Here is a 12,153-nt window from a genome sequence, read left to right on the forward strand (position 1 = left end):
CGTCGCGCCCGCCCTGTCCCCGCCCACCCCGTCGAGCACGGCGGTCACCTTCCGGCCGCCGAGCCGCTCGGCGACCGTCCGCTCCCAGCCGGGCTCGTCGTAGTCGACGGCCAGGTCGGCGCCCAGCTCCCGTACGGCGGCCACCTTGGCGGGGCCGCCGGCCGCGCCGATCACCCGCGCGCCGAGACCCCGGGCGTACTGGACGACCAGCCGCCCGATCCCGCCCGCCGCCGAGGTCACCAGCACGACGTCGTCGGCGGTCAGCTTGGCCACGTCCAGGAACTGCAGGGTGGTGCAGCCGGTGACGATCATCGCGACGGCCGTGTCGTGGTCCAGGTTGACGGGCATGCGGTGGACGGCCGTCACGTCGGCCACGGCCAGCTCGGCGTACCCGCCCGGCTGCCCGCCGGCGGTGACGACGTCGCGGCCGACCCAGGCGGGGTCCACGCCCGGCCCGGTGGCGTCCACCCGCCCGGCCACCTCGCCCCCGAAGATCGCGGGCAGCTCCGGCAGCGGCGGCAGGAAACCGTCGGACACGCCCTGTCGCAGCTTGGTCTCCACCAGGTGCACCCCGGCCGCCCTGACGGCGATGCGCACCTGCCCGGGGCCTGGCTCGGGGTCGGGGACGGTCTCGTACGTGAGGTTCTCCGCGGGTCCGAAGGCGTGCAGTACGACGGCGTGCATGGTGTGTCCTCTCGTGGGCTGTCGCCTCCGAGCCTGCAACCTCAACCAAGCTTGACGTCAAGCACGGCCTTGCCGTGGAGGCGGCGACCGAGCAGTGCGGCGATCGCCTCGTCCGCCCGCTGCCAGCCGCCGCGCCACGAGATGCCGGGGTCCAGGTCGCCCGCCGCCACGAGAGCGGCCAGCCAGGTGAGATCGGGCACGAGGTCGGAGCCGTCCAGCAGGTAGAAGGTGACGAGGGAGCGGTCGTGCCGCCCGCCGTCGCCGACGAGGGCGCCGAACGGGAAGGTCTCCGGCTCGCCCGTCGTGTGGCCGACCGCGACCAGCGTGCCGTGCGGCGCCAGCTTCTCGAACGCCGCCACGAGCTGGGCCCCGCCGACGTTGTCCACGGCCCCGTCCACCGGGGCGCCGGCCGGCTCGGGGTGGGCGATCACCTCGTGGGCGCCGAGCGCCCGCAGCTCCTCTCCTCGCCGTGCGGGGTCGCCGGTGGAGGCGAGGACGTGGGCCCCGCCGAGCCGGGCGAGCTGTACGGCGTACCGTCCCACGCCTCCCGTGGCGCCTGTCACCAGCACGCGCTTGCCCAGGAGCGGGCCGATCCTGCGCAGGGCGCGCAGCGCGCTGGCGCCCGCCACCGGGACGGTGCTCATCGCTCCCAGGTCGGCCCCGTCCGGGGCGGCGCCGATCATGGCGGTGTCGACGGCGCGCAGTTCCGCCCAGGCGCCGTCGGGTCCGATGGTGACCACCGGGGTGCCGGGGGGCGGGCCCGAGCCGTCGGCGGCCGCGCGTTCGACCACGCCGGCCGCGTCCCAGCCCAGGACGGCGTCGTCCGGGGCCTGGGAGAGGGCGTGGCTTACCTCGCCGAAGTTGAGCGAGGTGGCGCTCACCCGGATCAGCGCCTGGTGGGCGGCCGGTACGGGGTCGGGGCTCTCGCCGAGACGGAGGCCGGAGGCGGTGGAGTGGTCGACCAGCAGGGCACGCAAGGGATGCGCCTTTCTCGAGATGACGCTTCAACAATATGCCACTCAGTGGCATTCGCTTACAAGTGGCCTTCGCCTCCGGGGCTACACTGCGGGCATGACCGCCGGATCACCGCTGCGCGAACGGAAGAAACAGCGCACCCGCCAGGCGCTGATCGACGCGGCCCTGACCCTCTTCGGCAGCCGCGGCTTCGGCGGGGTCACCCTCGACGAGCTCTGCGACGAGGTGGAGGTGTCCAAGCGCACGTTCTTCCGCTACTTCGCCAGCAAGGAGGACGTCGCGATGGCGCCTCTCGAGGACATGTGGCGGGCCTTCCTGGAAGGGCTGGAGACGGCCGATCCCGACGGCCGGCCGTTGCTGGAGCTGATGGAGGCGGCCCTGCTCGCGGCGCTGGACCAGGTGGCCGACGACGCGTGGGCCGGCCGGGCGCTGCTCAGCTACCGCCTGTCGCGGCAGACACCCTCGATGGACGCCCACACCCTGCACTTCTGCGACAGCACCATGCGTGCGGTGCTGGAGATCCTGCACCGCAGGCTCGACCTGCCGGACGACGCCCGTCCCCGGCTGGCCGGCGACATGCTGGTCGCGGCGTGGCGGTACGCCCTCGACGGGTGGGCGGCCGGCGCCCGGGACCGCCCGGACGGGCGGGAGCTCGCGGCCCGCGTCCGCGACGCGGTCGCCGCCCTCCCCGGCAGCCTCCACCTGACCGCCGCCCCCAGGGGCTGACCGCCCGGCGCGGGCACGCCGCCCCTGGTACGCGGCCGTGAATCGCCCGCATGGATGTGGACAAGCGCACGGGGCCGTTCTGGGACGTGATGGCCGGGCGGGTTCCCCCGCCCGGCCGCGGAGACCCTGGGGCGGGAGCTGGTCGCCGTGGATCCCGACGCGGGCACGATCGAGGCCTGAGCCGGGGCGCTCCCCGTCCGAGGCCGTGGTCAGGGAAGGCGGGAGTGGTAGATCTTTCTGGCTCGGTCGTACAGCGCGAGGTGGTCGTCGAGCTGGGCGGGGGTGTCGAAGCGGCCGAACTCGCGGAGCAGCTGCTCCAGGCGGTCCAGCCAGGCCAGGCACCAGCGCACGTCCGCCTGCCTGGCCACGTGGGCGCCGGCCACGTCCACGTACACCGGGCTGGTGTGGGCGTAGGCGCCGCGGCGGTGCTGGGAGCGCGGGTGTGGCGGCCCGGAGGCCACGGCCACCACGTACGTCGGCTCGTCCGTCGTCAGTGTGGCCGTCAGCCGCCCCGCGGGGCCCTGCGCGAGCACGCCCGCGGCGGTGCGGATCTCCAGGGTCTCGACCTCCGGCCCGATCGAGGAGACCGTGATCTCCACTTCCTGCCCGGCAGGCAGCTCCAGTGTGGAGCCCGGCCCGTGGCCGTTCACGGCGAGCTCCAGCCACGGCCCGGTGGTGGCGAACGTCCGGCCGAGCGCGACCGCCTCGGCGTACGACTCGGCGGTGAGGGGGCCGGCGACGTCGGCGTACACGCGTTCCCAGCCGGGCGGGGCGGAGGCGGTGCCGCGGCGGCAGAACGACAGCACGGCGTCGGTCCCGGCCGAGACCCCGATCCGGTTGCCCGCGCCGACGAGACGCCGGTAGACGGCCGCCGTCGCCAGGATCGACGAGTGGTTGAGCACGTCGAGAGTGTCCACCAGGCCCAGCGCGGCGCCGACCACGATCTCCCTGGCCGAGCAGTTGCGCGCGCGGTCGAGCACGACGCCCGGGGGGTCGTCGTCGCCGAACGCCGTGTGGAACGGGTGGCCGTACGAGATGATCCCGCCGAGCGCCCGCATCTCCTCGCACGCCACCGCGTTCGGCGGCCAGTCGACCGTGTCGCGGAAACCGGTGTGGTAGCGGCTCGGCAGCCCGCGCAGCCCGAACGCCGTGCAGTGGCCGAGCAGGTCGTTGCGGTACTCGACGCCCAGCCGGGCCAGGTGCCGCGCGTCGGACCACGGCAGGTCCTCGCCCACCCAGCGCTCCAGCGCCTCCACGTCGTAGACGCGCTCTCCCGCCACGTTGCCGGCCACCAGGTTGAGCACGTGCAGGTCCTCGCCGTGCTGCGCGGCGGCGGCCAGCTCGGGGACAGCGGGCTCCTCGCCCATCCAGTTGAGGTGGACGTGCAGGTCGCCGCCGTACCAGCCGCGCGCGGCGGCGTCGTACAGACGCTCGGGCGCCAGCTCGACCAGCGTCTCCGCGCCGGCCCGCGGCGTCACGGTCACCTCGGAGGTGGTGTACTCCATGCCCCTGGCCACGGTCACGGTGATCGGCTCGGCCGGCACGTCCACCACGAGGTCGTCGCCGTGGAAGTACGGCTGCCGGTTCCCGTCCAGCTTGGGCGGCGCGCCCTGCGGGTACCAGCCCTGGCCGTTCGCGGTCGTCACGCTCCACCGGCACGGGAACCCGGCCCGCACCCGTACGGTGGCCGAAGCCACCCGCCTGCCCAGCGGCGCGAGGTCGACCGGCCGGCCGTCGACGACGACGGATCCGGACACCTCGACGATCCGGGCCCCACGAGGCTCGACCGGGTAAGGCGTGCCGTCCACGACCGCGGTGACCGGCTCGTCCCTGCTGGAGTCGAGCAACAGCGCCGTACGGAACGCCGCCCCCTCCAGCACCACCCGGGTGTCGGCCTCCAGCGCGCAGCCGCCAGGCGTCACCCGCAACACGGGCAGGTTGTCCGGCACGTCCCCGCCGAGCGCGTCGCGCACCACGCGGGCGACGTCCACCTCGCCGAGGTGGTCCTCCAGCTCGACGGCGGGCACCTCGGGATGGCGCTCGGCGACCTGGCGCAGGCCGGTGTTCCAGAAGTCGTGACGGCGGTCCAGGTAGACGGTGGCCCACGCCTGGGCCACGTACGACAGGGACGGCTCGCCCCAGCAGGGGCCGTGCGCGTCGCGGAGCGCGCGGTACTCGGCCACCGCGGAGGCCACGGAATCGGGCAACAACGGGTCGGGAAGCAACGGATCGTTACACATCGGACACTCCCTGATGAGGATGCGCCGTCATCGTGACACGAATCGTCCGCTGTGTCCCCCCTATCGGGGTAGCTGGTGGACATGACGCACATCATCGAAAGGGAAGCGGTGCAGGAGCTTCTCGACACGGGGGAGGCCCAGCTCGTCGAGGTGCTGCCGGAGCCCGAGTACGCCTGGGCGCACCTGCCGCAGGCGCGCAACGTGCCGCTGCGGCAGCTCGACCGGGCGGCCGCGACGACGCTGGACCCGGCGCGCCCGGTGGTCGTCTACTGCCACGACGCGCTCTGCGACCTGAGCCCGCGCGCCGCCCACCGGCTGGAGCGGCTGGGCTTCACCCAGGTCCACGACTACGGCCTGGGCAAGATGGACTGGCTCTCGGCGGACCTGCCGTACGAGGGGCATGCGGCGCTGGTGTCGCAGACCGTCCGGCGCGACCCGGTCACGGCCGTCCTGGACGACCCGCTGGGCTCGCTCACCGAGCGCATCATCGCCGACCCGGCCGGCCTCGCCGTCGTGGTGGACGAGGACGACGTCGTCCAGGGGGTCATCGGATCGCGGGAGCTCAAGGGCGCCGACCTGGACGCCACCGCCGAGAGCGCCATGCGCCTGAGCGCGACCACGGTACGCCCGAGCGAGGAGATCGACGCGCTGGTCCAGCGCATGGACAAGGCCAAGGTGGACCACGTGGTGGTCACCCACCAGGACGGCACGCTGGTCGGCCTGTTCGGCCTCGGCGACGCCCGCCCGCCGCAGACCGAGTCCGACCAGGGCTGAGACGCCGGCTGAGACGCCACCGGCCGAGACGCCGGCTGAGACACCGGCTGAGACACCACCGGCCGACCCATGGGTCGGCCGGACGACGCTCCACGCGTGGAGCGGGCCGGGCTCAGGCCCGGCGGTTGAGGCGGAACGTCGGGTGGCCTGGCGTGCCGGGCTGGGCGTCGAGCGACTTGTCGTCGAGGACCTGCACGGCGTCCTGTGCCACGAAGACGCGCACGTCCTCCTTCTCGACCACCTGGTCGCCCTCGGACGGCGTGCTCGCCAGCGAGACCTCCAGCGTCCCGGCCTGGTCCTCCTTCGGCGCGATCCGCAGGCCCGCGTCGGCGGGCACGTCCTCGCCGACCATCAGGTCCCGGATGGCCGTCACGGCGTTGTCAGTCAGTGTCAGCACGACCCTGCTCCTTCGTGTGTCGTGTCGGTCCCCGGGTCGCCTCCCCGAGGGGTTCGGAGCCAAACCCGCCGCGTGGAATGCCGCGACGGGTCTCGGGTAGCGGAGGGCGCATGGGGAAGAACGAGGGAGCCGTGCTCGACGCGCTGCTCGACCGCTACGGCCGCACGTTCTGCGGCGAGGCCGGCATCCGGCTGTCCGACCGGCCGAAACCGCTCTACCAGCTGCTCGTCCTGGCCACGCTGCTGAGCGCCCGCATCTCGGCGGACGTGGCCGTGGCCGCGGCCAAGGAGCTGTTCGCCGCCGGCTACGGCACGCCCAAGGGCATGCGGGACGCGAGCTGGCAGGACCGCGTGGACGCGCTGGGGCGCGGCCACTACCGCCGCTACGACGAGCGCACCTCCACGATGCTCGGCGAGGGGGCCGAGCTGCTGATCGAGCGCTGGAAGGGCGACCTGCGCAAGCTGCGCGACGAGGCCGGCGGCGACGAGGGGCGCATCGCGTCGCTGCTGATGGAGTTCCCCGGCATCGGCCCGACCGGGGCGGACATCTTCCTGCGCGAGGTCCAGGCCGTCTGGCCGCAGGTGGCGCCGCACCTGGACAAGCGGGTGCTCGACGGCGCCGGCAAGCTCGGCCTGCCGCGCCAGCCCGGCCGCCTGGCGAAGCTGGTCGGCTCGGGCGACGACCTGGCCCGCCTGTCGGCGGCGCTCGTCCGGGTGTCGCGCAGCAAGAAGACCGTGGAGGAGGTCAAGTCGGCCGCGGCGCGATGACCATGTCCTGTTAGGTTCGGCACATGGGTGAGTTTGTGAGCGTCGAGGTGGCCGACCAGATCGCCACGATCCGTCTTGACCGTCCGAAGATGAACGCCCTCAACGGCCAGGTGCAGCGGGAGATCGCCGAGGCGGCCGGCATCGTCGACGGCGACCCGCAGGTCCAGGCCGTGATCCTGTACGGCGGCGAGCGCGTGTTCGCCGCGGGCGCGGACATCAAGGAGATGTCCGGCATGTCGTACGCCGACATGGCCCAGCACTCCCGCACGCTTCAGGACTGCTTCACCGCGGTCGCCCGCATCGGCAAGCCGGTGATCGCCGCCATCAGCGGCTACGCCCTGGGCGGCGGCTGCGAGCTCGCCCTGTGCGCCGACTTCCGGGTCGCGGGCGAGTCGGCCAAGCTGGGCCAGCCGGAGATCCTGCTCGGCATCATCCCGGGCGCGGGCGGCACCCAGCGCCTGCCGCGCCTGGTCGGCCCGGCCCGCGCGAAGGACCTCATCTTCTCCGGCCGTCACGTGCCCGCCGCCGAGGCGCTCGCGATGGGCCTGGTCGACCGCGTGGTGCCCGACGAGCAGGTCTACACGGCGGCGCTGGAGTGGGCGGCCACGTTCGTGGGCGGCGCCACGGTCGCGCTGCGCGCCGCCAAGCAGGCTGTCGACCAGGGCCTGGAGGTCGACCTCGACACCGGCCTGGAGATCGAGCGGCTGCAGTTCTCCGGCCTGTTCGCCACCGACGACGCCGGCATCGGCATGCGGGCGTTCGCCGAGAAGTCGAAGCCGAAGTTCACCGGCCGCTGACGTACCCGAGGCGGGGCGTGAACTTCCCACATGCCCCGCCCATACGGAAGTGGAGGCCTCGTCATTATCGGCGAGGGTTTACCACTATGGTGGCGTTTCATGATGCGCGCCCTCGTCCCCGCCGGGCTCAGGAAGGCCGTGCGGACATGGTTCGACTCCCGTTACATCTCGATCTCTGATCACCGCCAGGACATCAGGGACGCGCTCTGGGAGGTCCAGACCCTGCGCCGCGAGGTCGCCGCCCTGCAGAAGGAAGTGGAACGGCTCCGCGACGCCCGCCCCCGGACGGCCGCGCCCAAGCCGGCCGACCCGGCGTTGCAGGCCAAGGTCGACGAGACCCGCAGACTCGCCCAGGAGACGGCCAAGGCCCTCGACGGCGTGCTGCAGAACGAGGTCCTGGTCTGGCAGGCGATCGACGAGCTGCGCGCCCGGACCCGTACGGAGCAACAGCCGTGCGCGTGACGTGGAGCGCCGGCCCGCAGCTGAGCTTCCGCCTCGACCCTGAAGACGAGATCACCGGCAAGGCGTCCGACGAGCACCCGATCAAGCTGGCCATCAACTCCTGCACGATCGGCGGCGTCCCGGAAGACGCCCACCCCGACCTGTACGCCGTGGCCGCCTGGACGGTCGTGGCGCCCTGGACGCGCAGGCGGATCACGTTCGACCGCGCGATCTCGGCGGAGCTGGCCGAGGCCCTGCACGACGGCTGGGGGATCGAGGCCGGCCCGGTCGGGGCCGAGCGGCGGCGCCCGGGGGCCAGGCTGGCGATCTCGTACAGCGGCGGTGCCGACTCGGTGGCGGCGGCCACGATGTACCCGCAGGCGCCGTTCGTGCACTTCCGCCGGGTGAACCACCCTCGGGTCCCGAACCGCTGGCCGCACTACCGCTCCGACGTGCTGGCCGAACTGGCCGCCCGGACGGGCCGCGAGCTGAGCGTCGTCACCTCCGACCTGGAGTACACCCTCGCCGAGCCCCGTCCCGGCTACCCCGAGCACCACGCGGTGGTGGCGGGGGCGCTGCTCCTGGCCGACCGGCTCGACCTCGGCGGCCTCGGCTTCGGCTACGAGATGGGCTCGCGCTGGCTCGGCGGCGGCCGGTACCTGTGGCGCTTCACCCCCGACAACCCCATGTGGGCACCGCACGGCCGGTGGGGCCGCCTGTTCGCCGCCGCGGGCGTGCACATCGTGCTGCCGGTCGGCGGGGTGAGCGAGGCCGTCACGATGCGCCTGGCGCTCGGCTCGCCGCTGCGCGAGCAGGTGCGCTGGTGCCTGCGCGGCACCGGCGGCCCCTGCCGCGTCTGCGGCAAGTGCCTGTACAAGGAGCTGATCCAGGCCGCCGTCGAACGCCGCCCGCTCGACACGCCCGTCACCCGCGACAGCCCGGTCGCCCGCAAGTGGCTCAAGAAGCCGCCGTACGGGGGACAGGAGATGATCCAGTACGGGCTGGCCCGTGTCCCCGGGATCGAGGACACGGTGTTCGGTCCGGTGCTCGACTACTTCGACGTCACCGAGGAGTCCACGAGCTGGCTGGAGCACTGCTACCCGCCGGCCCTCGGCGAGATCCCCGAGCGGTGGCGCGCGGAGGCGGCGTCGTTCGTCGAGGCGAACGTCGGTCTCATGACGGAGGACGAGGTGCGCCGGGTGGAGACGTGGGGCACCTGACAGCAGCGGTTTCCCGGCGCGTTCCTGGCCGGCCGGTGGTTGAGGAGAGAGTGTGAAGGTCTATCTGTCGGTCGACATGGAGGGCGTGACGGGGCTCACCGACCCCGAGGAGATGCACGCCGGCGAGCGCGGCTACGACCGCGGCTGTGAGCTGATGACCGCCGACGCCAACGCCGCCGTCGAGGGCGCGTACGCGGGCGGGGCGAGCGGCGTGCTGGTCAACGACGCCCACGGCTCCACCAAGAACCTCCGCATCGACCTGCTCGACCCGCGGGCGACCCTGATCAGGGGCCCCGGCAAGGCGCAGCGCATGGCCCACGGCCTCGACGGGACGTTCCAGGCGGCCGCGTTCGTCGGCTACCACGCCCGCGCGGGCGTGCCCCACGGCGTGCTCAACCACACCTGGATGGGCAAGGAGATCCAGAACGTCTACCTCAACGGCGAGCCGTGCGGCGAGACCCGGCTGGTGGCCGCGTGCGCCGGGTTCCACGGGGTGCCGGTGGTGATGGTGACCGGCGACGAGGCCGTCGGCGAGGAGGCCCGCGAGCTGCTCGGCGACGTCGAGACGGTGGCGGTGAAGAACGGCATCGGCAAGTTCTCGGCCGAGCTGCTGGCCCCCGTCGTCGCCCAGCGGCTGATCCGTGAGGGCATGCAGCGCGCGCTGGGCCGGTTGAACGACTTCACGCCGTATGCGGTGGCGCCGCCGTACACGCTGGGCGTCGAGTGGAACTCGACGGCCATCGCCGCGGCGGTGTCGCTGGTGCCCGGCGTGAAGTCGGCGGGGCCGCGCCACACCGAGTTCACCACCGACGACTTCACCCAGATCATGGCGCTCTTCGGCATCTTCGCCTCGATCGGCGGCCAGGTCGCCTGCGGCAGCGGCCCGTACGGCTGACGGACACGACGGAACGGGCGTACGGAACGGGTGTAGGGAGCGGAAGAGGTGGAAGGCGCGGCGCTGACCCGGCGCGGGCTGCTCGTCGGGATCGGGGCGGTCGGCGGCGCCGGCGCCATGTACGCCGCCATGGGCGCGCTCGGCCTGGCGCCGTCCGAGCAGGACAAGGCGTTCACGCCGCCGCGGCCGGGCGACTTCACCCTGCGCGGCAGGGCGGCGGCCTCGGTGGTGATCCTCGGAGCGGGTGTGGCCGGGCTGACGGCCGCGTACGAGCTGGGCAAGGCCGGCTACGACTGCACGGTCCTGGAGGCCAGGGCCGAGGCGGGCGGCCGGAACCTCACGCTACGCGGCGGTGACCGCCTGACCGAGCTGAGGGGCCCGGCCCAGGAGGTCAGGTTCGGCGAGGGCGTTTACTTCAACGCCGGCCCCGGCCGGATCGCGCCCTGGATGGTGACCCTCGACTACTGCCGTGAGCTGGGCATCCCCATCGAGACGTTCGTCAACAGGAACGCCGCGGCGTACGTCCACACCAACGGCCAGACCCTGCGCGCCCGCACCGCCCAAGCCGACATGTACGGATATGTCGCAGAACTCCTCGCCAAGGCCACCGACCTCGGCGCGCTCGACAAGATGATCACCAAGGACGACCGGGAGCGGCTGCTGGACTTCCTGCGCAGGTTCGGCGACCTGGGCCCGAAGCTGGAGTACGAGGGCTCGGAGCGGCGCGGTTTCACGGAATTTCCGGCGATCGGTGCGGGCACCCCCATCACCGCGCCCGGCTCGCTCCACCAGGTCCTCGCCGCCGGCACCGGCCACGCCATCACCAACGACTTCGGCTACGACCAGGCCACCCCCATGTTCCAGCCGGTCGGCGGCATGGACGCCATCGTGACCAAGCTCGTCGAGGCCGTCGGCGCCGACCGGATCAGGACCGGCGCCCGGGTCACGAAGATCACCACTCTGGCCGACGGCGTCGAGGTGACGTACACCGGCGGCACCCTCAAGGCCGACTACTGCATCGCCGCGCTCCCGCCCCACCTGCTCGCCAGGATCCCGCACAACCTCGGCGCCGAGGTCGCCGCGGCCTTGCGGACCCCGGTCCCGGTGCCCGCCGGGAAGATCGGCCTGGAGTACGGCACCCGCTGGTGGGAGCTGGAAGACCGCATCTACGGCGGCGTCACCGAGACCGACCTGGACATCACCCACATCTGGTACCCCTCGTACGGCTACCACTCCGAGCGCGGCCTGCTCGTCGGCTACTACAACACCGACGAGAACGCCGAGCTCTACGCCGCGCTCACCCCCGACGACCGCCGCCGCCGCGCGCTCACCCAGGGCAAGAAGATCCACGGCGAGAAGTACCGGCAGAACGTGCTGTCCAGCGCCTCCATCGCCTGGGAGCGCCAGGAGCACATCGAGGGCGGCTGGGTGCGCTGGCCGTCCGTTGATTCGTCCTTCACTCTTCTGCAACGCCCCGCCGGAAGGGTTTACTTCGCGGGCGACTGGCTGACCCACCTGATCGCCTGGCAGGCGGGGGCCATGGAGTCCGCCCGCGGTGTCGTCACCGAGCTGCACGAACGCGTGCTGCGGTCCCCGTGACGCGCCCGCTGCTCCTGAGGGCCGCAATAGGCTCCTGGGAGAAGCGAACGAGGAGATGGGATGACGTTGCACTGGGTGACCCCGACCGAGCGGATCGACCTTCTGGCGGAGCCGGTGGCCCGCGCCGTGACACACGTGGAGGGCGTCGAGGTGGCCGAGATCGACCCCGATCTGGCCGACACGGCGGCTTTCTGCGAGCGCTACGGCGTGCGCCTCGACGAGTCCGCCAACTGCGTGGTCGTGGCGGCCAAGCGGGGCGGTGAGACGCGCTACGCCGCCTGCATGGTGCTGGCGACGATGCGGGTCGACGTCAACGGCGTGGTGCGCAAACACCTCGACGCCCGTAAGGCCAGCTTCGCGCCGATGGCCGACGCGGTCGAGCTGACCGGCATGGAGTACGGCGGCATCACGCCCATCGGCCTGCCGGAGGAGTGGCCGATCCTGGTGGACACGCACGTCGCCGAGCACGCGCGAGTGGTGATCGGCAGCGGCGTGCGCCGGTCGAAGCTCGCGATCTCGGGCGCCGCCCTGGCCGGCCTCAAGAGGGCAGAGGTGCTCTCCTTGGCCGGATGACAAAACCGAAGCCGTTTCGAGACCGTTGGATGGGAAACCGATGGGGCCTTTCTGGACGTTGTACG

At 72.9% G+C, this 12,153-nt stretch carries 13 protein-coding genes; 9 read left to right on the forward strand and 4 right to left on the reverse strand.

Annotated elements, in window-relative coordinates; all coding sequences use genetic code 11:
• Both E1286_RS24340 and E1286_RS24345 read right to left on the reverse strand, forming a co-directional pair.
• On the reverse strand, positions 1–684 hold a 684-nt coding region (locus E1286_RS24340; RefSeq protein WP_132615762.1), incomplete at its 3' end, for a zinc-binding dehydrogenase.
• Between the two features lie 41 nt (positions 685–725).
• Positions 726–1,661, reverse strand: a complete 936-nt coding sequence (locus E1286_RS24345; RefSeq protein ID WP_132615763.1) for a zinc-binding dehydrogenase — start codon at positions 1,659–1,661, stop codon at positions 726–728.
• 94 nt (positions 1,662–1,755) lie between these two features.
• Here E1286_RS24345 and E1286_RS24350 point away from each other — a divergent pair, with 94 nt between their 5' ends.
• The gene (locus E1286_RS24350) at positions 1,756–2,385 is read left to right on the forward strand and encodes a TetR/AcrR family transcriptional regulator (protein WP_132615764.1); all 630 of its coding nucleotides are present in this window, start codon (positions 1,756–1,758) and stop codon (positions 2,383–2,385) included.
• A gap of 209 nt (positions 2,386–2,594) precedes the next feature.
• On the opposite strand, the gene E1286_RS24355 is transcribed toward E1286_RS24350, so the two are convergent.
• The gene (locus tag E1286_RS24355) at positions 2,595–4,625 is read right to left on the reverse strand and encodes a CehA/McbA family metallohydrolase (RefSeq protein WP_246075077.1); all 2,031 of its coding nucleotides are present in this window, start codon (positions 4,623–4,625) and stop codon (positions 2,595–2,597) included.
• 81 nt (positions 4,626–4,706) lie between these two features.
• Here E1286_RS24355 and E1286_RS24360 point away from each other — a divergent pair, with 81 nt between their 5' ends.
• Positions 4,707–5,399 (forward strand): rhodanese-like domain-containing protein, encoded by a 693-nt coding sequence (locus E1286_RS24360; RefSeq protein WP_132615765.1) that lies wholly within the window; start codon positions 4,707–4,709, stop codon positions 5,397–5,399.
• A 112-nt stretch (positions 5,400–5,511) separates the two neighbouring features.
• Here E1286_RS24360 and E1286_RS24365 read toward each other — a convergent pair whose 3' ends face one another.
• Positions 5,512–5,796 (reverse strand): HesB/IscA family protein, encoded by a 285-nt coding sequence (locus E1286_RS24365; protein ID WP_132615766.1) that lies wholly within the window; start codon positions 5,794–5,796, stop codon positions 5,512–5,514.
• A 110-nt stretch (positions 5,797–5,906) separates the two neighbouring features.
• On the opposite strand from E1286_RS24365, the gene E1286_RS24370 reads away from it, so the two are divergent.
• The 7 genes from E1286_RS24370 to E1286_RS24400 all read left to right on the forward strand — a co-directional run bounded on the left by E1286_RS24370 (position 5,907) and on the right by E1286_RS24400 (position 12,088).
• Positions 5,907–6,563: a hypothetical protein gene (locus E1286_RS24370; protein WP_132615767.1), complete on the forward strand. Its 657-nt coding sequence runs from the start codon at positions 5,907–5,909 to the stop codon at positions 6,561–6,563.
• Between the two features lie 23 nt (positions 6,564–6,586).
• Positions 6,587–7,360 (forward strand): enoyl-CoA hydratase/isomerase family protein, encoded by a 774-nt coding sequence (locus E1286_RS24375; RefSeq protein WP_132615768.1) that lies wholly within the window; start codon positions 6,587–6,589, stop codon positions 7,358–7,360.
• Positions 7,361–7,459: 99 nt separating this feature from the next.
• The gene (locus tag E1286_RS24380) at positions 7,460–7,822 is read left to right on the forward strand and encodes a hypothetical protein (RefSeq protein WP_132615769.1); all 363 of its coding nucleotides are present in this window, start codon (positions 7,460–7,462) and stop codon (positions 7,820–7,822) included.
• Positions 7,813–9,021 carry a DUF6395 domain-containing protein gene (locus E1286_RS24385; RefSeq protein ID WP_132615770.1) on the forward strand — a complete coding sequence of 403 codons (1,209 nt, stop codon included), beginning with the start codon at positions 7,813–7,815 and terminating at the stop codon, positions 9,019–9,021. Before E1286_RS24380 ends, E1286_RS24385 begins: the two co-directional genes overlap by 10 nt.
• Positions 9,022–9,073: 52 nt before the next feature.
• Entirely contained in the window at positions 9,074–9,916 is an 843-nt protein-coding gene (locus E1286_RS24390) for a M55 family metallopeptidase (protein WP_132615771.1), read from the forward strand.
• Positions 9,917–9,964: 48 nt separating this feature from the next.
• Positions 9,965–11,515: a flavin monoamine oxidase family protein gene (locus tag E1286_RS24395; protein ID WP_132615772.1), complete on the forward strand. Its 1,551-nt coding sequence runs from the start codon at positions 9,965–9,967 to the stop codon at positions 11,513–11,515.
• A 60-nt stretch (positions 11,516–11,575) separates the two neighbouring features.
• Entirely contained in the window at positions 11,576–12,088 is a 513-nt protein-coding gene (locus E1286_RS24400) for a YbaK/EbsC family protein (protein WP_132615773.1), read from the forward strand.
• Positions 12,089–12,153: the final 65 nt, after the last annotated feature.

It is taken from the genome of Nonomuraea terrae (genome assembly GCF_004348995.1).
Classification (GTDB): domain Bacteria; phylum Actinomycetota; class Actinomycetes; order Streptosporangiales; family Streptosporangiaceae; genus Nonomuraea; species Nonomuraea terrae.

Excerpts from the sequence above, each read along its gene's own strand:
- E1286_RS24380 (WP_132615769.1), top strand. The coding sequence starts at position 7,460 with ATGATGCGCGCCCTCGTCCCCGCCGGGCTCAGGAAGGCCGTGCGGACA.
- E1286_RS24350 (WP_132615764.1), top strand. The coding sequence starts at position 1,756 with ATGACCGCCGGATCACCGCTGCGCGAACGGAAGAAACAGCGCACCCGC.
- E1286_RS24375 (WP_132615768.1), top strand. The coding sequence starts at position 6,587 with ATGGGTGAGTTTGTGAGCGTCGAGGTGGCCGACCAGATCGCCACGATC.
- E1286_RS24400 (WP_132615773.1), top strand. The coding sequence starts at position 11,576 with ATGACGTTGCACTGGGTGACCCCGACCGAGCGGATCGACCTTCTGGCG.
- E1286_RS24360 (WP_132615765.1), top strand. The coding sequence starts at position 4,707 with ATGACGCACATCATCGAAAGGGAAGCGGTGCAGGAGCTTCTCGACACG.
- E1286_RS24370 (WP_132615767.1), top strand. The coding sequence starts at position 5,907 with ATGGGGAAGAACGAGGGAGCCGTGCTCGACGCGCTGCTCGACCGCTAC.
- E1286_RS24355 (WP_246075077.1), bottom strand. The coding sequence starts at position 4,625 with ATGTGTAACGATCCGTTGCTTCCCGACCCGTTGTTGCCCGATTCCGTG.